At 64.3% G+C, this 19,758-nt stretch carries 21 protein-coding genes and 2 pseudogenes; 11 read left to right on the plus strand and 12 right to left on the minus strand.

Features of this window, described 5'->3' with window-relative positions:
- The first annotated feature begins 2 nt into the window (after positions 1–2).
- Both AC1DEM_RS09030 and AC1DEM_RS09035 read left to right on the plus strand, forming a co-directional pair.
- Positions 3–1,109 carry an enolase C-terminal domain-like protein gene (locus AC1DEM_RS09030; protein WP_476851087.1) on the plus strand — a complete coding sequence of 369 codons (1,107 nt, stop codon included), beginning with the start codon at positions 3–5 and terminating at the stop codon, positions 1,107–1,109.
- A gap of 82 nt (positions 1,110–1,191) precedes the next feature.
- Positions 1,192–2,958 carry a glycoside hydrolase family 15 protein gene (locus AC1DEM_RS09035; RefSeq protein ID WP_476851086.1) on the plus strand — a complete coding sequence of 589 codons (1,767 nt, stop codon included), beginning with the start codon at positions 1,192–1,194 and terminating at the stop codon, positions 2,956–2,958.
- Positions 2,959–3,036: 78 nt separating this feature from the next.
- Here AC1DEM_RS09035 and AC1DEM_RS09040 read toward each other — a convergent pair whose 3' ends face one another.
- Positions 3,037–4,275: an IS256 family transposase gene (locus tag AC1DEM_RS09040; protein WP_476851112.1), complete on the minus strand. Its 1,239-nt coding sequence runs from the start codon at positions 4,273–4,275 to the stop codon at positions 3,037–3,039.
- 272 nt (positions 4,276–4,547) lie between these two features.
- Positions 4,548–5,243 (minus strand): hypothetical protein, encoded by a 696-nt coding sequence (locus tag AC1DEM_RS09045; protein ID WP_441410677.1) that lies wholly within the window; start codon positions 5,241–5,243, stop codon positions 4,548–4,550.
- Positions 5,244–5,539: 296 nt separating this feature from the next.
- On the opposite strand from AC1DEM_RS09045, the gene AC1DEM_RS09050 reads away from it, so the two are divergent.
- Together AC1DEM_RS09050 and acs are read left to right on the plus strand one after the other, a co-directional pair.
- Entirely contained in the window at positions 5,540–6,214 is a 675-nt protein-coding gene (locus AC1DEM_RS09050; protein ID WP_476851085.1) for an acetate uptake transporter, read from the plus strand.
- Positions 6,215–6,220: 6 nt separating this feature from the next.
- Positions 6,221–8,200: an acetate--CoA ligase gene (gene acs, locus AC1DEM_RS09055; protein ID WP_476851084.1), complete on the plus strand. Its 1,980-nt coding sequence runs from the start codon at positions 6,221–6,223 to the stop codon at positions 8,198–8,200.
- A gap of 137 nt (positions 8,201–8,337) precedes the next feature.
- On the opposite strand, the gene AC1DEM_RS09060 is transcribed toward acs, so the two are convergent.
- The 5 genes and pseudogenes from AC1DEM_RS09060 to AC1DEM_RS09080 form a co-directional block, all read right to left on the minus strand.
- Entirely contained in the window at positions 8,338–9,087 is a 750-nt protein-coding gene (locus tag AC1DEM_RS09060) for a GTP cyclohydrolase II (RefSeq protein ID WP_476851083.1), read from the minus strand.
- Positions 9,088–9,277: 190 nt separating this feature from the next.
- Positions 9,278–10,126 carry a Rieske (2Fe-2S) protein gene (locus tag AC1DEM_RS09065; protein ID WP_476851082.1) on the minus strand — a complete coding sequence of 283 codons (849 nt, stop codon included), beginning with the start codon at positions 10,124–10,126 and terminating at the stop codon, positions 9,278–9,280.
- A 369-nt stretch (positions 10,127–10,495) separates the two neighbouring features.
- Positions 10,496–10,579 (minus strand): annotated as a pseudogene (locus AC1DEM_RS09070) (recombinase family protein); the annotation flags it as partial.
- A gap of 271 nt (positions 10,580–10,850) precedes the next feature.
- On the minus strand, positions 10,851–11,042 hold the full coding sequence (locus AC1DEM_RS09075) for an ANTAR domain-containing protein (RefSeq protein WP_476851111.1): 192 nt from the start codon (positions 11,040–11,042) through the stop codon (positions 10,851–10,853).
- A gap of 219 nt (positions 11,043–11,261) precedes the next feature.
- Complete coding sequence (locus AC1DEM_RS09080) at positions 11,262–11,804, minus strand: hypothetical protein (RefSeq protein ID WP_476851081.1); 543 nt, start codon at positions 11,802–11,804, stop codon at positions 11,262–11,264.
- Between the two features lie 36 nt (positions 11,805–11,840).
- Here AC1DEM_RS09080 and AC1DEM_RS09085 point away from each other — a divergent pair.
- Positions 11,841–11,951, plus strand: a pseudogene (locus AC1DEM_RS09085) (response regulator receiver protein); the annotation flags it as partial.
- Positions 11,928–12,539 carry an ANTAR domain-containing protein gene (locus AC1DEM_RS09090; protein ID WP_476851110.1) on the plus strand — a complete coding sequence of 204 codons (612 nt, stop codon included), beginning with the start codon at positions 11,928–11,930 and terminating at the stop codon, positions 12,537–12,539. The pseudogene AC1DEM_RS09085 and the gene AC1DEM_RS09090, both read left to right, overlap by 24 nt.
- A 103-nt stretch (positions 12,540–12,642) precedes the next feature.
- On the opposite strand, the gene AC1DEM_RS09095 is transcribed toward AC1DEM_RS09090, so the two are convergent.
- The 3 genes from AC1DEM_RS09095 to AC1DEM_RS09105 form a co-directional block, all read right to left on the minus strand.
- The gene (locus AC1DEM_RS09095; RefSeq protein WP_476851080.1) at positions 12,643–12,945 is read right to left on the minus strand and encodes a putative quinol monooxygenase; all 303 of its coding nucleotides are present in this window, start codon (positions 12,943–12,945) and stop codon (positions 12,643–12,645) included.
- A 78-nt stretch (positions 12,946–13,023) separates the two neighbouring features.
- Positions 13,024–13,185: a hypothetical protein gene (locus AC1DEM_RS09100; protein ID WP_476851079.1), complete on the minus strand. Its 162-nt coding sequence runs from the start codon at positions 13,183–13,185 to the stop codon at positions 13,024–13,026.
- Between the two features lie 354 nt (positions 13,186–13,539).
- Complete coding sequence (locus AC1DEM_RS09105; RefSeq protein WP_476851078.1) at positions 13,540–13,704, minus strand: hypothetical protein; 165 nt, start codon at positions 13,702–13,704, stop codon at positions 13,540–13,542.
- Between the two features lie 520 nt (positions 13,705–14,224).
- Here AC1DEM_RS09105 and AC1DEM_RS09110 point away from each other — a divergent pair.
- From AC1DEM_RS09110 to AC1DEM_RS09130, 5 genes are all read left to right on the plus strand, one after another.
- Entirely contained in the window at positions 14,225–15,004 is a 780-nt protein-coding gene (locus tag AC1DEM_RS09110) for an alpha/beta fold hydrolase (protein ID WP_476851077.1), read from the plus strand.
- A gap of 334 nt (positions 15,005–15,338) precedes the next feature.
- Positions 15,339–15,665, plus strand: coding sequence for a YciI family protein (locus AC1DEM_RS09115; RefSeq protein ID WP_476851076.1), 327 nt, complete (start codon positions 15,339–15,341; stop codon positions 15,663–15,665).
- Positions 15,665–17,032 (plus strand): RNA polymerase sigma factor, encoded by a 1,368-nt coding sequence (locus AC1DEM_RS09120; RefSeq protein WP_476851075.1) that lies wholly within the window; start codon positions 15,665–15,667, stop codon positions 17,030–17,032. The genes AC1DEM_RS09115 and AC1DEM_RS09120 overlap by 1 nt, the downstream gene beginning before the upstream one ends.
- On the plus strand, positions 17,029–17,367 hold the full coding sequence (locus AC1DEM_RS09125) for a YciI family protein (RefSeq protein ID WP_476851074.1): 339 nt from the start codon (positions 17,029–17,031) through the stop codon (positions 17,365–17,367). Before AC1DEM_RS09120 ends, AC1DEM_RS09125 begins: the two co-directional genes overlap by 4 nt.
- Before the next feature lie 128 nt (positions 17,368–17,495).
- A complete protein-coding gene (locus AC1DEM_RS09130) occupies positions 17,496–17,876 on the plus strand; it encodes a VOC family protein (protein ID WP_476851073.1) in 381 nt (126 codons plus the stop codon).
- 156 nt (positions 17,877–18,032) lie between these two features.
- On the opposite strand, the gene AC1DEM_RS09135 is transcribed toward AC1DEM_RS09130, so the two are convergent.
- Together AC1DEM_RS09135 and AC1DEM_RS09140 are read right to left on the minus strand one after the other, a co-directional pair.
- Positions 18,033–18,203 (minus strand): hypothetical protein, encoded by a 171-nt coding sequence (locus tag AC1DEM_RS09135; RefSeq protein ID WP_476884087.1) that lies wholly within the window; start codon positions 18,201–18,203, stop codon positions 18,033–18,035.
- A 146-nt stretch (positions 18,204–18,349) separates the two neighbouring features.
- Positions 18,350–19,510, minus strand: coding sequence for an alkaline phosphatase family protein (locus tag AC1DEM_RS09140; RefSeq protein WP_476856338.1), 1,161 nt, complete (start codon positions 19,508–19,510; stop codon positions 18,350–18,352).
- Positions 19,511–19,758 lie beyond the last annotated feature (248 nt).

Here is a 19,758-nt window from a genome sequence, read left to right on the forward strand (position 1 = left end):
TCATGATCGATTCAAGCCTTCAGCTGGGACGTCTTGACGTCTCGGCCTACACGGTGCCGACCAGCGCGCCGGAGGGCGACGGAACCTTGGCGTGGGACGCCACCACCATCGTCCTGGTCCAGGCCGTGGCCGGCAGCTGGACCGGCATCGGCTGGACCTTCGCGCCGGGGGCCTGCGCGGCGCTGATCAAGGAGACCCTGGAACCGGCCGTTACCGGGCTCAACCCTTTCGACGTTCCTGCAGCGGCCGAAGCCATGGCCCGGGCGGTGCGCAACACTCCACGCCCCGGACTGGCCGGCTACGCGATCTCCGCCGTCGACTGCGCGCTCTGGGACCTCAAGGCACGGATCCTCGGCCTTCCCCTGCACCGGCTCCTCGGGGCGGCGCGGGCGGAGGTGGAGATTTACGGCAGCGGCGGGTTCACCACCTATTCAGAGGCCCAGCTCCGACGCCAGCTGGAGGGCTGGACCGGCCAGCAACAGATCCCGCGGGTCAAGATCAAAATCGGCGAGGACCGCGGCGCGAACACGGCCCGCGACCTCCTCCGGATCCGTCAGGCACGGGACACCATCGGGCCGCACGTCCAGCTGTTCGTCGACGCCAACGGCGCTTACACCGCCAAGCAAGCCGTTCGGGTTTTCGACGCCGCGGCAGAGCAGGATCTGACGTGGTTCGAAGAACCGGTATCCAGCGATCACCTTGAGGGGCTTCGCCAGGTCCGGCAGTCTGTCACGGCGGATGTCGCAGCCGGCGAATACGGTACGACCCTGTTCTATTTCCAGCAGATGTGCGGCGCCGGCGCCGTTGACTGCCTTCAAGTGGATGTGAGCCGCTGCGGGGGAATCACGGAGTGGTTCCGGGCCGCCGCGGTAGCCGCGGCCCACGGCCTGGAAGTCTCCGGGCACTGTGCACCGAACCTGACCGTGCCCGCGGCTGCAAGCACCCGCAATTTCCGTCACCTGGAGTGGTTCCACGACCACGTCCGGATCGAGGAGATGTTCTTCGACGGGACGCCCGATCCACAAGGAGGCAGCGTTCGGCCCAGCGACGACCGGCCCGGCAACGGACTCATTTTCCGGGCCCTGGACGCCGAACCATACCGAATCTAGGCCGTGGAGCAGAAGGAGCCAGCTTGAAACACTCAGCTTTTCAGGGACGCAGGCACGCCGGTACGGGCCTGGCGGACACCTGATGACACCAGCCCAGCCCGATGGCGGGGAAGTCTTCTTCCCGCCCCAGGTTCTGCGCGACTATGCCCTGCTGGCGGACGGTGAACGGGGCGCGGTGATCGGCCCGCGCGGTGACGTTGTCTGGCTGTGTGCCCCGCAATGGGATGACCCCGCCGTGTTCTCGTCCCTGGTGGGCGGCGCCGGGGCATTTTCCGTGACACCCCTGAACCCGCGCTATGTGTGGGGAGGGCACTACGACGACGGCACACTGATCTGGAACAGTCGCTGGGTCACCACGGACGGCATCGTCGAATGCCGCGAGGCCCTCGCGATGCCGGGGGACCCCGCCCTGGCGGTGCTGATGCGTCATATCCGGGTTGTATCGGGCACCGCGCCGGTCCGGGTCCTCCTGCACCCCCGGCCGGGCTTCGGCCGGTGCCGGGTGGACCTTTCCAACGGCGGGGACGGTGTGTGGTCCGGTGAGGGCGGCGGACTGCACCTTCGCGTCAGCGGGATGGGCCGGGCAAACGCGAACGATGGCGTGCTGCAACAGGATGTGCAGCTTAGGCCCGGAGAGGAACACCACGTCGTGATGGAGCTTTCCGCCAGGCCGCTACCGACCCGGCCGCCCGTCCCTGCGGATCTCTGGACGGCCACCGGGCGCGCCTGGGCCACAACGGTACCTGCAATGAACGGGACTGTTGCCCCTGCCGACGCCCGCCGGGCTTACGCGGTCATGCGCGGGATGACCGGCGCAACCGGTGCCATGGCCGCAGCCGCCACCATGGGCCTGCCGGAGCGTGACGAGGCAAAACGCAACTACGACTACCGCTACGCCTGGATCCGGGATCAATGCATTGCCGGCCAGGCCGCCGGTGCCGGCGGAGCCACCGGCCTCCTCGACAGCTCGGTGCACTTCGTCAGCGAACGGTTGCTGGCGGACGGAACCAGCCTCAAACCCGCTTACACCGTCCGCGGCGGCAGGGTCCCGGACGAGCACACACTCGACCTTCCGGGTTACCCGGGCGGGACGGACAAGGTCGGCAACTGGGTAAACGGGCAATTCCAGCTGGACAGTCTCGGCGAAGCCCTGCTGCTTTTCGCCACCGCCGCCCGCCATGACCACCTCGACAACAGGCACTGGCACGCAGTGGAGCAGGCGGTGGCGGCCATAGAGGAGAAGTGGGCCGAGCCGGATGCCGGCATCTGGGAACTCGAGAACGAACGGTGGACCCATTCACGGCTGATGTGCGTCGCCGGCCTCAAAGCCGTCTCCCGGTATGCCCCCGCCACCCAGGTCTCTGCCTGGGGACCACTGGCAGACAGGATTCTGGCACATACAGCCGACACCTGCACGCACCCCAGCGGCAGATGGCAACGATCGGCCGACGACGAGAGGATCGACGCGGCACTGCTTCTTCCCGCCATCCGCGGAGCCGTCCCCACCGGCGACGGCCGCTCCCTCGCCACGGCAGCGGCCGTGAGGAAAGAACTCCTCGATGATGGATACGTTTACAGGTTCAGGCACGGGCCAGGCCCCCTGGCGGACGCCGAAGGCGCCTTCCTCCTGTGCGGCTTCTTCTTGGCCCTGACCGAACATGAGCAGGGCAACACCACAGACGCATTCAGACTCTTTGAACGCAACCGGGCCGCCTGCGGTTCCCCGGGACTGTTCACCGAAGAATACGACGTCGAACAGCGCCAGCTGCGCGGCAACTTCCCCCAGGCGTTCGTCCACGCCGCCATGCTCGAAACAGCTCACCGCCTCGCCCGGCCGGCGGCACCATGACGACAGTTAACACACCCTCTTGCAGGAGGACACCGCCACTGGGGAGTGTCCGTTTAACGGTGGATTCACCGTTGGCATTTAGTTGATTCTTCCGTCGAAGCTGATGGCGAAGGCATTCAGGGCCGGCTTCCACCGTGAGGCCCATCGTGCCCTGCCTTTGCCGGTCGGGTCCAGTGCCCGGGTCGCCAGGTACAGGCATTTCAGGGCCGCCTGCTCGGTGGGGAAATGGCCCTTGGCCCGGACCGCGCGCCGGTAGCGGGCATTGAGGGATTCGATGGCGTTGGTGCTGCAGATGACCCGCCGGATTTCGACGTCGTAGTCCAGGAACGGCACGAACTCGCTCCAGGCGTTCTCCCACAGCCGGGTCACCGCCGGGTACTGCCGGCCCCACTTGGTCGAAAACTCTACGAACCTTTCCTTGGCCGCGGCCTCGGACGGTGCCGTGTAGACCGGGCGCAGATCACGGGACATCTCGTCCCAGTACTGCCGGGCCGCATACCGGAAGGTGTTCCGGATCAGATGCACGATGCAGGTCTGGACGACGGCGAGTTCCCACACGGTGTTGATGGCCTCCGGCAGGCCTTTGAGTCCGTCGCAGACCGTGATGCAGACGTCCTCCACGCCGCGGTTCTTGATCTCGGTCAGCACCGAGAGCCAGAACTTTGCGCCTTCGCCGCCGTCCCCGGCCCATAGCCCGAGGATGTCGCGTTCACCGTTGACGCTGACACCGATAGCGACATAGACCGGCCGGTTCGTGACCTGCCCGTCACGAATCTTGACGTGGATAGCGTCGATGAACACCACCGGGTAGACGCGGTCCAGCGGCCTGTTCTGCCACTCGGTCATCTCGCCGATGACCTTCTCGGTGATCCTCGAGATCGTGTCCTTCGAGACCCTGGCGCCGAACACCTCGGCGAAGTGGGCTGCGATTTCTCCGGTCGTGAGCCCTTTCGCGCTCAGCGACAACACGATCTCGTCGACTCCCGTCAGCCGGCGCTGGCGTTTCTTCACGGTCTGCGGATCGAACGTCGCACCGGTGTCCCGCGGCACGTCGATCTCCACCGGCCCGATCTCCGTCATGACGGTCTTGGTGCGGGTGCCGTTGCGGGAGTTCCCGCTCCCGCGCCCGGACACGTCGTGTTTTTCGTATCCGAGGTGTTCGTCCATCTCCGCTTCCAGAGCGGTCTCCAGGACGTTTTTCGTCAGCCGGTTCAACAGCCCGTCCGGGCCGACGAGATCGATACCCTGCTCTTTGGCCTGGGCCAGGAGCTGCTGCGCTAACTCTTGCTGATCCAATTCAGTCGCCATGGGATCCATGGTTCCGCTCATGATCAGTCCTCCCCGCCAGGCATCGCCCGGTGTGTCTGGCCAACCCTGAATCCACCGTTATTCAGACACTCCCCGCCACTGACCATACGGAGGCCGAGATATTTCGACGAAAACTGAGACCAGCCGCAAGTCACCTTGCGGAAAATTGGCTGGCGGGGAGCAGTTGTTCGTTGTGAACCGGTGTGTGTGACATATAGGGGCAGGGCGCTTCGATCGTGGAACGGCTGTCGTTCGTGTCCGGCCCTTTGCTGCCCGGCGGCCTACTGGCCAAGCAGGGAGACGGCGTGGGCGATGACGAGTGCGAGCAGCACGAATCCTCCGAAGGCCTCCAGTCCCATCAGGGATTTTGCCCGGGCCGAAAGGGGCATCGTGTCTGTGGGGCTGAATGCCATCGAGTTGGAAAGGGAGAAGTAGACGTAGTCGACAAATGAAGCCGTCCAGTCCGTCTTCACGGAGGACCGGGCGGCAACTTCCTGCACTGCGTCGTGGTCTTCGTCCTGGGGGAACCGGAAGTCTGCCCGGGGCAGCTCATGGCGCGTGGCGTGGCGCCGGGTGACCGGACCGCCCCGGTCCAGTTCCCAGTAGACCAAGGCGAACGCGATGACGTTTGTCACCCATACCTGAAGGGCCGCGAGCAGCAGCGTTGGCCCGTTGCTGTTTCCGGAGTTCGTGAGGAGAATGACCAGTTGGACGAGTGCTGCCTCGTTGGCCACGACAAGCAACAACGCCTGGCCGACGGAAAGATGCCTTGACCAGCGGGTTTCGCGGACCAACCTGCGTGGATTCAGGATAATGAGCGGAATCAGCAGGGCCAGGCCGACGACAACAACGGAGTAGCGTACCGCCGGAAGGAACGTCGTGGGCAGCGTGGCGTATAGCGCCAGTGCGATGAGAAGGCCGATGACGGCAGGCCAACGGTGTTCCGCCCGGGCCTGCCGTTCATTGTGGGTGGTCATGGTCAGGAGTGTAGGTCCTGGGCCGGGACGGGAGCCGCAGAGTCGACTTTTGGTCCGCCCGGCGTGGCGCCGTTCGGTTCGAACGGTACACGCATGCTCGACCCTAGGCGGTACGGTTCAGGCCAAGAGGGGGCATGGTCCTGCCGGCACTTCACCACTGGGCCAAGCAATGTGATCTGCGACACAAGGGTGCGCGACCTGAATCACAACAAATTCAGATAATTTCCTTGCGCATTCAGGAGTAGCCTGTTATACGTCACCAGCAATGGTGCTGGTGTTGACCAAGGAGTCGTGCCATGAGTGTCGAATCAAGCTCCGCGGCGGGGACCGTCCCGGCGGGAGGTGGTCGCAGGGCTGAAAATCCCGTACCAGCCCAAGACGCAGTTGTTTCTCCACAGGGGAGCACCAGCCCACCCTTTGCCGATCCGGCAGCTTTGGGTCTGGGCGCTTTCGCAATGACCACGTTTGTCCTCAGTGTCATCAATGCCGGCCTGATCCCCAAAGCAGTCGAACCCGTTGTCCTGGGACTGGCACTGTTCTACGGCGGCATGGCGCAGTTCGCCGCCGGAATCTGGGAATTTGCCAACCGCAACGTTTTCGGCGCGACGGCGTTCTGCTCGTACGGAGCCTTCTGGCTGTCCTTCTGGTTCCTGAGCCAGTTCAGCGCGGGCAGTCTTCCGGCAGCGGACGCCGGCAAAGCTGTCGGCCTCTATCTTCTGGGCTGGGCAATCTTTACCGCCTATATGACCGTTTCAGCTTGGCGCGTCAGCATGGGTGTCTTTGCCGTTTTTGTCTTCTTGACCCTGACCTTCATTGCGCTGTTTCTCGGCGCCTTCTTCGGGGCAGCCGGGCTGTCGATGCTGGGCGGCTGGCTGGGCATCGTGACGGCGCTGATTGCCTGGTACTGCTCCCTCGCGGTGGTCGCGAACTCCACCTACAAGCGGACTGTGCTTCCGGTGGGACGACGGTGACAGGCCATGGCAGCAGACCCAACAGAATCGGATGAGACCCTCGCAAACCTGTTGCACGAGCAGCGGCGCTTTCCTCCGGACGCCGGCTTTGCGGCGCAGGCCAACGCTACATCGTCGGACTATGACGAAGCTGCCGGCGACAGGCTGGCGTTTTGGGCGCGGCAGGCGGAGCGGCTGGACTGGTCCCAAAAATGGAGTGAGGTCCTGGACTGGTCGAATCCGCCATTTGCCAAATGGTTCGTCGGGGGCAGGCTCAATGCCGCGTACAACTGCCTTGACCGGCATGTAGCTGCCGGCCGCGGGGACAAGGTCGCCTACTACTTTGAAGGAGAAGCCGGGGACACCCGTGCCATCACCTATGCTCAGCTCACCCACATGGTCTGCCAGGCGGCGAACACGCTGACCGATCTGGGCGTCAAGCCGGGAGACCGGGTTGCCATTTACATGCCGATGATCCCGGAAACCGTCGTGGCTATGCTGGCCTGCGCACGAATTGGAGCACCGCACACCGTCGTGTTCGGCGGGTTTTCCGCGGACGCGCTCCGGACGCGGATCCACGACTGCGACGCGCGGATCGTCATAACGACCGACGGCGCCTACCGCCGCGGCAAGGCCAATGGGTTGAAGCCCGCCGTCGACGAGGCCCTGCTGGACTGTCCGGACGTTCGCAACGTCCTGGTGGTCCGCCGCACAGCCCAGGAGGTCGACTGGACACCGGGCCGTGATATTTGGTGGCATGACTCGGTTGAGCTGGCTTCCGCCGATCACGACGCCGAGGCCTTCGACGCTGACCATCCCCTGTACGTGATGTACACCTCCGGCACCACGGGCAAGCCCAAGGGCATCCTGCACACCACTGGGGGCTACCTCACGGCGTGCGCCTACACCCACTGGGCGGTGTTCGACCTAAAGGCCGAGACCGATATTTTCTGGACAGCCGCGGACATCGGCTGGGTCACCGGGCACAGCTACATCGTGTACGGTCCCTTGGCCAACGGTGCCACCTCCGTGCTGTACGAGGGCACGCCGGATACCCCGCACCAGGGCCGCTGGTGGGAAATCATCGACAAGTACAAAGTCTCGATTCTCTACTGCGCCCCGACCGCCATCCGTACCTTCATGAAATGGGGCGCCCAGATACCGGCCAAGTACAGTCTCAGGAGTTTGCGCGTGATCGGAACCGTGGGCGAACCGATCAACCCGGCGGCCTACATCTGGTACCGCGAGAACATCGGGCACAACCACACGCCCGTGGTGGACACCTGGTGGCAGACCGAGACCGGAGCCATCATGATCAGTCCGCTCCCGGGAGTCACAGCGGGTAAACCGGGCGCCGCCATGAGGACGTTGCCCGGGGTCGTGGCCGACGTCGTCAATGACGCGGGCGCACCGGTTGCCAACGGCTCCGGCGGCTATCTGGTCCTCAGGGAACCCTGGCCATCCATGTTGCGCACCATCTGGGGTGACAACGACCGGTACGTGGAGACGTATTGGTCACGGTTCCCGGGGCTCTACTTTGCCGGGGACGGCGCGAAGAAGGACGAGGACGGGGATATTTGGCTTCTCGGCCGGGTGGACGACGTGATGAACGTGGCAGGACACCGGCTCTCGACGACGGAGATCGAATCGGCGCTCGTCGCCCATCCGAAGGTGGCCGAAGCCGCCGTCGTCGGCGCCCTCGACGACACCACCGGGCAGGCCATCGTCGCCTTCGTCATCCTGCGCAGCGATGCGGGCGACGGCGGACCGGAGGTCGTGCAGGAGCTGCGCGACCATGTAGCCAAGGAAATCGGCAAAATCGCCCGGCCCCGGCAGATCATGGTGGTCACCGAGCTGCCTAAAACCCGGTCCGGGAAGATCATGCGACGGCTCCTCAAAGACGTGGCGCAGGACAGGCCGATCGGGGATGTCACCACCCTGGCCGACTCCTCAGTGATGGATCTGATCAAAGCCGGCATGCCAGGCGGCGCCGCCGGCCCGCACTAATTGCCAGGTCGAGGCGTTCAGCCGGGGCCTTCAACGGGAGAGATGACATGGATGACTTCCTCGCTTACCTGGATACTTCGGAGGTCCGCTCCGGCAAACTTGAGGAACTGGTAGTGGCCGGAGGCGACGGAATTCCTTCACATGTCGGTCGGGATCGGTCCCAGGACGATGGTGTGGGCGGTGTGGTCGCGTTTGGTGGCCAGGTAGCGGGCATTTGCGGAGGAGAGGTGGACCCGGGTGGGCACGCGTTCGGCCACAGCGACGCCGTTGGCCTCGAGCTGGAGGGCCTTGTCGGGGTTGTTGCTCAGCAGCCGGATCCGGTGCGCTCCGACGGCGAGCAGCATCTGGGCCGCTGCACGATAGTCCCGCTCGTCCTCACCGTGGCCGAGGGCGACGTTCGCGGCGTAGGTGTCGAGCCCGCGGTCCTGAAGGGAGTAGGCGTCGAGCTTCTCGTAGAGTCCGATGCCCCGGCCTTCCTGCCTCAGATACAGCAGGAAGCCGCCCTCACCGGCGATCCGCTCGGCCGCCTCGCGGAGCTGTGGGCCGCAGTCGCACCTCTGCGATCCCAGGACGTCCCCGGTGAGGCATTCGCTGTGAGGGCGCACCAAGGGGGCGGCAGCCGCGGCGAGGGCGCCGTGCCAATCACCGAGCCCCAGCAGCAGGTGCTCCTTGCGGTCCACCAGATCCCGGAAAGTGAACGCATCTGCGGTCGTGGCGAAGCCGTCGGTGAACCTGAGAGGGATACGCACCCGGGTACGCACCAGGGCCCCAGGGGGAACCGAGCGCTCCCGTCCGGCGGATCCAAACGAGGCTGAGTCGGCGGACGCCGTGCCGACACCGTCCATTCCAGCCCCCGGTCCTGTTGCAGTGAGTCGTTCCGTGGACATTGAGCCCCTCCTTCTGGGATTTGGAATCGCGGCGTCTGGTTTTTGGCGATGACCTTTCCGTCGTGAATTCGATTGCGCTCCTGGTCCGCGCACATCGTCGCGAGGTGGCGCGGCCTCAGGCCTGGACCGACGTCCGCAGGCCCTCACGCTCCCCGGAGCGCTGCGGGTTGAGGCGTGCGTAGTGCCGGCCCTATCGTCGGCGGACCTCGATTTGACCGTCGTTGAGCCGCGTTTCGTATGCGGGCTGCGGGTGGCTGGCTGGCCCGCGCACGACGCTCCCGTCGTTGAGGCGAAAGGTGCTTCCGTGCCAGGGGCAGGTGACACAGCCGTCGGCGATTTTCCCTTCATCCAGTGGGCCGCCCATGTGGCTGCACATGCTGTCCAGGGCGTGAATCTGGGTGCCTGCGCGGTGCAGCAGCAGGGAGACGCCGGCAATGTCCACCTTGCGCTGGTCGCCGTCGGGCAAGTCATTCTCACTGAGCGCAGGTGTCCACTTCGTAGGGCCGTTCCTGTCTGCGGTCTTGTTGACGTTCACGGCGCTGGCATAGGTGAGATGTCCGCCGAGGAAACCGCCGAACATCAGGATCCCGAACCCAGCCATGCCCAGTGACTTTCCGACACCGCGGTGTCCGCGCGCGCGGGCCACAGCGGAGATTGTGTAGAGGCAGAGGGCTGTGCTGTTTGCGACCGCGTGAACTAGCCCTGTTCTCCTTGCCTTCCCCTGGGTGTCCGACCAGTCGTTGAGCCCGGCTGCCGCAGTGGGAACAGCAGCGGCAATGCCCGCGCACACCAGGATGTCGGCGGCGGGGGCGGAATCCACGCCCCCTATCGTGTCAAGGAGCATTGCCATGGTCCACGCTCCGATGGGCAGATCCGTGAGGACCGGATGCAGCGGATGGCCCAGGGCGGTGCCGCTGACGATGTTTCGAACAGTGCGCGCCCGCACTGCCCGCCCGACCGCGGCGGCAACGGCTGAAGCCACCCCGTCAAGCCGCTCGGAATGTTCTATGGCGGCGACCACGGAATTCAGCGGGTTCACGGCAGCTCCTCTGTCTCGTCAGTTCTTGAATCTGGAGTGTTCAGGACTGTGTCTACAACCGGTCTTCACTGAAGCGGCGGAAGTCCGGGTGGCGAATGGTCAAAGCTTTCCACCGAAACGGCCGTCGTGACAAGGTGTCCGAGCCGCCGGGGCGTGAATGAGCGGCGTACGTGAGCCGCGTGGATACGTCTTCGATCCTCACGAAGCGCCGACGTCATGGCCCGCCCCAGCCGGACGCCCGCCTGGCGGAGTCAGATACCCGAACTCAGGTCCAGAGTCGGTCCCGAGGCGAGGAAGGAGTCACTGGAGACCGCAACTCTCATGCCGGTGCTGAGAGTTTCTCCCAGTAGCCGCGGAGCTCGGCGTCGTCAGAGCGGCCAGGGTATTGTTCTGGGCGGTGAGGTCTTGGTCGTTGGTGGATACGCGCGCATATCCGATCAGCAGTCCGGTCATGGTCGTGCCCGTACCGTTTATCCCCAGCCACCGGGCATTTTCTCGGGCGGGTCCTATGCCGACCTCAGGATTTGCCGGTGTTCGCGGGCGGGACCTTGGTCTGGGGGCCTGACAGGTGCGGGACACCCTCGCGGGGGACGTTTCCCCGCGGGCTTGTAGACCCTATCGCCACCTACATCGAAGCCGCAGGTGCGGCGTTGCCGCGCCGCACTGTCGATACCGCTGTTTTACCTCCCGCACCGGTGCGCTTCCGGCCTTTTGAGCAACGTGCTTACGCGTCGAAGTGCGTCCGGACTCTCGGGTCCTGGGATAGTGAAGCGACGACCGAGGCGGCGATGTCCAGGAGTTTGACGTTTCGCGTGTTGGAAGCGTTTTTCAGGATCTTGATGGCGGTCTCCTGGCTGCAGCGGTTCTGCGCCATGATGGCGCCGGTCGCCAGGTCGATAATGGTCCGGGATTCGATGGCTGCAGTGGGGGGATTGGTTTACGCGCCCAAAGACTTTCAGGCTGTTCTCAGGCCGAGGGGGGAGATTAGTATCTGGACGCTGTAGATCTGGCCCTCTGGCGTCGTTGCAGGCCCCGGCCGCACGTCCAACCTCAACCCACGTGCGGCCGGCTCTCAAAATCGTAGACCTGACCCCGCCGTCGCCCCATCAGCGTCTCGCTCCATGGTGAGCCGCGGTCAAACCCGCCGCCGACGGCCGGTCGCCGACGCTTCCTCTTCCCGCCGTGCAGCCCAATGTTTTTGTGCAGCCCGAGGCAAGCCAGTGGCATTCTGTGGTGTGTCGTGCCTCCACGGCGGCGGCGTCACCACGCTGAGGCTCCGTCCGGATTCATCGAGGATATGGCCAAGTCGCGTGTACGCCCGGACCACAGCCTGACGTGAGATGACTATGCTGCCGGGCGCGCGCTCGGCCAGTTCCCGTTCAAACGCCGGCGCCTCCAAGTAGTCGCGGACCCACAGCGTGACCTCCAGGTTCTGTGCGCCGAGAACCTGGGCGCTCAGCCGGCAATTTGTTTGGGCGGCGAAGTAACGGCCGGCATCGTCAACGTATTGCGCCGGGACATTGAGCATCAACGTCACCTCCCGGAGGCCCCGGTTCGCTGCGGAGGACGCGTCGCACCTCAGCGTGATGTAACCGGAAGCGAGAAACCGTTCCACCCGGCGTCGGGCGGTTTGCGATGAGACGCCGCAGGTAGCGCCCGCAACCAAGTCGTCGTACATGTTCCGGACCTAACCAACGAGCACCGCTGGGCCGCCTACACGGCGCCCGCGCTGGAGGCGGGTGTGGGATCCGGCCTGTCTGTACCACTGGTCCTTGAGGGAGAAGCAGAAGCGGGCCTGAACCTGTATTCCACCCGGTCCCATGGCTTCACCGATGAGGATATCGACACGGTCGAAGCGTACTCATACCACGCGTCCAAAGCACTCCGCCTCGCGGTCCGGATCAGCCAACTGGCCGAGGCGAAAACAAACCCCACCGCTGCCATAGAATCCCGGACGATCATCGACCTGGCAACCGGCGCCATCATGGCGCAAAACCGCTGCAGTCAGGACACGGCCATAAAAATCCTAAAAATTGCTTCCAGCACCAGATACGTCAAACTCCGGGACATCGCCGCATCAGTGGTCGCCTCTCTTTCACAAGACCCGACAGTCCGGCCGTACTGCGACGCCTGCCTGCTGGGCCTGCACGGTAGCGACGTGGGCAGATCCACTTCACCCTATTCACCGACGAAACGGAGTAACGTTGAAGTGAGTCCGGGCGGCTGGATCCCCCAATACAGTCGTCCGGTAACTCATGTTCCCAGAGTCATCGAACCTGGAAATTCCGGGCGGTCCGCCGCTGGGCCAACCACTGCAGTCACGCTCCAGCGGGGGGCCATCCGGCGCGACACCCTCGAACGATCACGAAAGCCGCGTCGCCAGGAACACCGAAGTTCCGGGCCGGCTTTTTAGCGGCGTGCGTATTGGGAAGCCTTCGCGCAAGGCTGTGCCGAGGCACCACAGAAAGTGGCCTAGCGTCGTTTTGATCAGGAACCGGTATCGAAAAATCCGAACCTCAATCGTGCAGTGGAGATCCGACGACTTCGAAACCCTGGCTGCTCATCGATCCCGACAGCAGCGGCATCGCTTCGGCAATGCTGCTCCGGACCGAGTCTAGTTCCAGGGAGGCCCTGTGGGCGCTCTCGGATATCCACAACTCGGCAACGAACACCGTGTCGGGTTGGTCGTCGTTTACCCCTACTTCGTAGAGGAGGCAACCCAGTTCCGCAAGCCCGTCGGCTCGCCTGGTGAGGAGTTCTATGAGGCCATCGCGCGCGCCCGGCTTGGTGCCGAGAGTCGCCAAACGTGCGTGTGTCATGAGTCCATACTCATCGAAGGCTGCAGATATGGCCTGCTGCGCCCCTCCCGCAGCGCCCGGAATGCGTCGGATCGAGGCTTAGCCCAGCAGGGGGACGGCATGGGCGATCACGAGGGCCAGGAGAACGAAGCCTCCGGCGGCTTCGAGTCCCATCATCATTTTGGTCCGCGGCGACGGGGGCATGGTGTCGGTGGGGCTGAAGGCCATGGAGTTGGACAGGGAGAAGTAGGTGTAATCCACGAAAGAAGCGACCCAGCGGACCGTGTCGCAACTTCCGTGACGGCGTCGTGGTCTTCGTCTTGGGGGAACCGGAAGTCCGCGGCCGGGAGGTTGCCCCGGTGGGTATTGCGCCGTGCGACCGGTCCGCCGCGGTCCATTTCCCAGAAACCAAGGCGAACGCAATGATGTTCGTTACCCAGATCTGCAGTGCTGCCAGAAGGAGCGTGCGCCGCCCGTCGCCGCTGCCGGAGTCGGTCAGAAGAATGATGAGCTGCACCAGGGCGACGCCGTTGGCGGCGACGAGGAGGAGTGCCTGGCTCGTCGCTAATCGTTTGGACCAGCGTGTCTCTTTGTGCAGGCGGCGGGGGTTGAGGATCAGCGGGGGATCAGCATCAGGAGTCCGATTCCCACCACCGTGTAGCGGATGGCCGGCAGGAAGGCGCTGGGAAGGGCGGCATAGAGGCCCAGCGCGATGAGCAGCCCGATTACGGCCGGCCAGCGGTGTTCGGCGCTGTCCTTCAGATTTGCGATCTCAGACATTCACCGAGTCTAGGCAAAGCTGCGGTCCATCCCGGTCCGGGCGCGCACTGAGCCGACAGCAGATGGCCGCCTGGCGCGAGGGAACGTCGGGTCAGGCGGCCCAACTCGGTTGCGAGAAGCCCACCCAAGACACTCCCGCCGAACTCAGATGGTGGTTTCCGCCGCGCTCCAACCTGTGACGGCCTCTGCTGGCGCGGCCAGCTAGAGGTTCCAATGGTGTCCGACGCAGGCTCGGTCCAAATCGGGCACTGACTGTGTCTGCGACATTTCTTGGTTGTTGTCCACGATGGACGAGTTCTTGTTCGGGTTGCTCGCCAGCGCCGGAATCTGCGATGCCGTCGCGGGTCTTGATGGACCGCGGTCGGGTTTCGTTGGCCGCTACCCACGGATCCGTTTATCCACCGCCTCTGCTGCTTACAGGGAGGGGATGTTACGGTGAGTTTTCCGTTCGGGGACGGCATGAACTTCAGCATTCACCCGAACCGGCCCGACATCCGGCACTGAAGAACAGGACGCGCAAATGATTGACTTTCTGAGCTCGGCCGACGGCACGAAAATCGCCTTCGAACGGACAGGTGAAGGACCACCTCTGATCATTATCGGCGGTGCATTGAACAGCCGGCGTTCGGCCGACGGGCTGGTGCCTTGGCTGGCCCCGCACTTCACCGTGTACGCCTATGACCGTCGGGGGAGAGGCGAGAGCTCCGACACCCTTCCCTACAGTCCCGGCCGTGAACTAGAGGATTTGGAAGCGCTGATAGCCGCGGCGGGCGGTTCGGCCTACGCTTACGGCCATTCCTCGGGTGCCATCCTGATTCTTGAAGCAGCGGCTGCCGGAGCGGGCATCTCCAAATTGGCGGCCTACGAGCCGCCATATCTGACCGGGCATGCCCCCGAAGAACCTTGGGAAAATTTCAGGGACCGGGTCCAGGAGGCACTGAACGGGGGAGACCGGGAAGCCGCCGTGGAACTGTTCATCCGCCATACCGGCTCTGACTTCGACGAAGGAATCAAAACCATGCCGTGGTGGCCCGCGCTCCTCAGCGTTGCCCAGACCCTGCCGTATGACCTCACCCTCACGGCCGACGGCAGCGTCCCGGAGAGGCTGTCGAATATTCAGGTTCCCACGCTCGGGATCTACGGTGGTGCGAGCCCTTCCTGGGCCGGGAATGCCATCAATGCCGTCGCCGCAGCCGTTCCTGGCATGAAAAAAGAAAAGCTGGAAGGCCAGGACCACGCAGTCGCCAGCGATGCTGTCGCACCGGTCCTGATCAAGTTCTTCAACGGCGCCCCAGCCTAGGCTGCCATCGACCCCAATACGGCGGGAACTTGGAAAACGACGTTGAGGCTAACCCACTCGGCCGATGGTGAGAACCCCGAGCCTATGTAGAGCCTATGTTCCCGCCGGGCGCGCGACGATACTGGACATCGTCCCTCGTGGCGACGTGATCTCATCCCGGACGGGAAGCCGTTCGCGGTCTGGGACATCCGCGCCGCCTTGAGTTCGTGCTGAGCCCTGGCGTTGAATGCGTGGGGATGGCCCCGGAAAAGAATTTCCCACCAGATGTCCTTTTGGCGGCTCCCCGGTCGTCGTGCTGATGTAACTAACGAAAGAAGGAGACGTCGTGGAGTACATGCTTTTCATCTGTAGCGATCCCACAGCGCCGGAATATGTGGCCGCCGAGGACAACATTGTCGAATGGGGGGCCGAGATGGAGGCGCGGGGCGTCGCCCGTCACGGTGACAGGTTGCGTCCTGTCGAGGACGCAACCACGGTAGTGGTGCGCGGGGGCGAAGTGGTGGTCTCGGATGGGCCGTTCGCGGAGACGAAGGAATGGATCGCGGGCTATGACATCATCGCTTGTGCCGATCTTGATGAGGCTATCGAGGTGGCGTCCAAGCACCCCATGGCCCGGTTCGGCAAGATCGAGATCAGGCCCGTGTGGCCGCTCGGGGAATAGTGATTCGCCCCGAGGCCGGCATTGATGATCAGGGTAGGGAAGACGCGCCGGAGCTGACGGACGTGCGGGCCGTCGTGGAGGCCGCGTCCGTCGGTGAGGCAGCACGAATCACCGCAACCCTCATCCGCGTGACGGGCGACTGGGGCCTGGCCGAGGATTGTGTCCAGGATGCGTTCGCCAGGGCCCTCGTCGACTGGTCGGAGCACGGCGTTCCCAGGAATCCCGGGGCGTGGCTGACTACCGTGGCCAAGAACAAGGCAATCGACCGCATGCGGAGCGCCGCCAGCGAAAGGCGGGCGGTCCGTGAACTCGCCATTCTCACCGAGCTCGAAGGGCTCGAAGACAAGGCCGGCATAGGGACGGCGGCAGAGGATGACACGCTGCGGCTGATTCACACCTGCTGCCACCCGGCCCTCCCGCTTGAGGCCCGGGTGGCCCTGACCTTGCGCACAGTCGCGGGACTCGCGACCGGGGAGATCGCCCGCGCGTTCCTGGTCTCCGAAGCAACCATGGCCAAACGGCTCGTTCGGGCCCGGGCGAAGATACGCGATGCCGGGATCCCATACCGGGTGCCGCCGCCGCAGCTGATATCCGAACGCACCGCCGGAATCCTGGCCGTGCTGTATCTGATGTTCAACGAAGGGTACTCGGCCACCGGGGGCAACTTACTGATCCGCGAACCACTCGCCCGGGAAGCGATTCGCCTGACCCGGCTGCTGGTTGTGTTGCTCGACGGGTCCCCGCAGGAACCTGAGGCCCTGGGCCTCCTTGCGCTCATGCTGTTCCACCATGCCCGGCGGGGGACGCGGACGGACGCCGCAGGGGACTTGGTGACCCTTGAGGAGCAGAACCGCGGATTGTGGGACAAGGTTGCGGTCGCGGAGGCTGTGGCGCTGCTGGCGGCCGCGGAGCAAATGGGCGTTTCACGCCGTTCCCGAGCAGGTAGCTACCGTGTGCAGGCCGCCATTGCTGCCTGCCATATGATCGCCCCGGACTCTGGCAGCACGGACTTCGCCCGGGTGGCACAGCTGTATGACCGCCTGGCGCACATTGCACCGTCACCGGTCATCGAGCTCAACCGTGCCGTTGCCGTCGCGATGTCTCAGGGACCGGAAGCAGGACTTGACCTCATCGACGAGCTGGACCGGACACGGTCCCTCGAGGGGTACTACCTCCTGCCCGCGGCGAAGGCTGATCTCCTGCGCCGCCTTGGCAGAAAGTCAGAGGCCAGCTTCGAGTATGAGCGGGCCCGTGACCTCGCTCCCTCCGAGGCCGAGCGCCGCTACCTCTCCAAACGCCTGGCCGAGACAAGCGCCGGGTCCCCATCCCCACCCGATCCCCGCACCGCCGCGAAGGAGTACAAATGAAACACCTCATGCTGATCCCCAACGACGTTGACACCTGGAACGCACTCTCCCCGTCCGAAATCGAGGCGATCATGCAGGCACATACCTCGTTGCAGCAGGAACTCAGGGCATCCGGTGAGTTCGTGGAGGCACATCAGCTCGGTGAAGAGGCGAAGTTCGTAAGACGTGACGGCAGCACCTGCACCGTGACCGACGGTCCGTACCTTGAGACCAAGGAAATCGTGGCCGGCTACTACATCGTCGACTGTGTGGGCATGGCCCGCGCCGTGGAAATCGCCGGAAAATTCGGAGAGGCCAAGTTTTGGCCGATCGAAATACGCCGGATCGACCCCTGACCCGCACGGCCTTGAATAGTTGTGTGATCAGAGTTGCGCCGTACCGCCTCGTCACAACCGGGCAGAGGAAGCTGGAACAGGCTCACCCCAAGATCCAAGCGTCATTTGACGAAAATTAGGAGAGGTAAATGCGCGTACCAATGAAATTGGAACTGGTGCCGCTGCCGGTAGCAGACGTCGAGCGGAGTAAGACCTTCTACACGGACACCGTCGGCTTCACTTTGGATCATGACGTGCAGCCCGGGAACGGCATGCGGATCGTGCAGCTCACGCCACCCGGTTCAGCATGCTCCATAGTCATCGGCGCCGGAATGGCCAACAGCAGCCCAGACGACGGCACGGTCAAGGGCCTGCACCTAGTGGTCGAAAACATCGCTGCGGCGCGCGACCAACTCATCAAGCACGGGGCCGCCGTGACCGAAATAGAGGACATGGGAGGCGTCAAGTTCGCGTACTTCAGCGATCCCGACGGCAACTCGTGGGCGCTACAAGAAATCGGAAAGGGGTGACCCCGCCCGGGGTGCTCACCGACGCCGGCGGCCTCACACCAACCCTGGCGGACACCCTACCCACTCCGTCGAATCGGGCAGCGAATCGTGCGCCCACGGTACCTGCGCACGCTCCGCTGACCATGGGCCCCATCCGCATAGGTCGCGCCGCGACTCCTAGTCACTGAGATCGAAGTCGAGATCAAGTTCCTCCGGTGTCCTCAGCTGTCGTTGGGCGAAGTCGATCGCTAGCTGCAGGGCATCGCTCCGCGCGTTTTTCCATGGTCCGCTCAGACCGGCTCCATCTTTAAGGGAGGTGGAGCCGGTCTCTGGGGTGCGCTTCGTCATTCTGAGGGTGAAATGACGTTGTGGCGTGCCCCTGACTGGGCTGCTGTGCCACAACGCAACAGTAGGTTCTGAAGCTGCGCTTTTTCTTGCACTGTGGGAGCCCCGGATCGGGGAACGGCAATGTGGAGGTTCGGTGACGCGGGCGGTTACCGGGCGTTGAAGACGTCCGGGCCGAAGCTGTTCAGGCCCGGTGCCCCCGCGTATCCGAGCCGGGGTACTGAAAAGATGTCCTCGATGCTGGCGAGCAGGCTGTAGTGGTTGTACATCGTGTCCGACGTCGTCCCGCCCTTGGTGAACGGGGAGATCACCAGTGCGCCGACGCGGCCGCCCGCGGTGCCTCCGGTGACTCCCGACGGGCCGGAGGTCTTGGCTTCGGTTTCGTCGAAGGTGATGACCAGCACCCCGTCCTGTTTGTAGGCGGGGGAGTCCAGGATGGCGGGGATCTGCTGCTGCAGCCAGCTGTCGGCGCTTTCGAGGCCGCCCGGGCTGCCGTCGACGCAGGGGCTGTCGTGTCCGTCGTTGCACAGGTTGGGTGTGATGTAGGAAAGGTTCGGTGTCGTGTCCGTGGACTTCAGGTCATCAGCGAAGTGGGTGTAGTCCACCACGTTGTTCGGGCAGTCCGGAGACGATGTGATTTCGTCAAAATACACGAACGGGTTGTGGCGCGTTGCGTATTGGTCGCCCTCCTTCGCCTTGTGATGGTCGTCCGTGGAGCCGGGCTCGGGATGCTGGCAGGGCGTGCCCATGTCCTCCATGTAGCCTTTCCAGGTCTTGCCGGCGGAACTGAGCTGGCCTGCAAGGGTGGGAACCGAAGCGGGGTACACACAGCCGGTACCCTGCACCTGGCCCGCCTCGGATGTCCCGGTTTGTTGGAACTCGGCATATACAGGGCAATCGGCGCGCGTCATGGCGTTCGAGCCCTGCCCGGAAATCTGGGCCAGGTAGTCGGGGAGGGAGTTGTGGTCTGTCCCGTAGTACTGGGAGAGCAGCACGCCCTGTGCGCGCAGGGTCTTCGATAAGTAGGTGGCCGCCGACTCGGGGCCCCAGACGTCGTTGTAGTCGTGGTTCTCCAGGTTGATCACGAAGACGTGGCCGGGTTTCCCCGAGGCCTGTGTGGGTTGTGGGGAGGGGGTTGTCGTAGGAGTGCCGGGGGCGGCCGTTGTCTTGCCCTGGCCCGGCGATGGCCCGCCTCCTGGCGGGGTGGGCTCACAAGCCGTGGCCGCCACGGCGAGGATTGCAGCAAGAATCAGCGCCGCCGGTCGTGCCGCGCGGCTCCGGCCCAAGAATTTTGCGACATTCTGGCTCATCGGTTCCGGCTTTCTCTCTGGCCCGGCTCCCAATGGGCCAGGTGTCAAGTGGCGTCTACCGTTCCACACCAGAATCAACATTGTGTCTGTAGCCCCTGAGTAAGCCCTGTGAAGCCTCTCGGGCTCGGGACTCCACGGCTGGGCCCCCGCACGTTTTCCAGAGACAGGACGGCTATTTCTGGCCCCACTTGGTGACCCGCCGGGCACTTGCGACGGTTACCTGTGACCGCCTTCAGCGTTGGATTCAC

The organism is Arthrobacter sp. 05T420 (genome assembly GCF_056396305.1).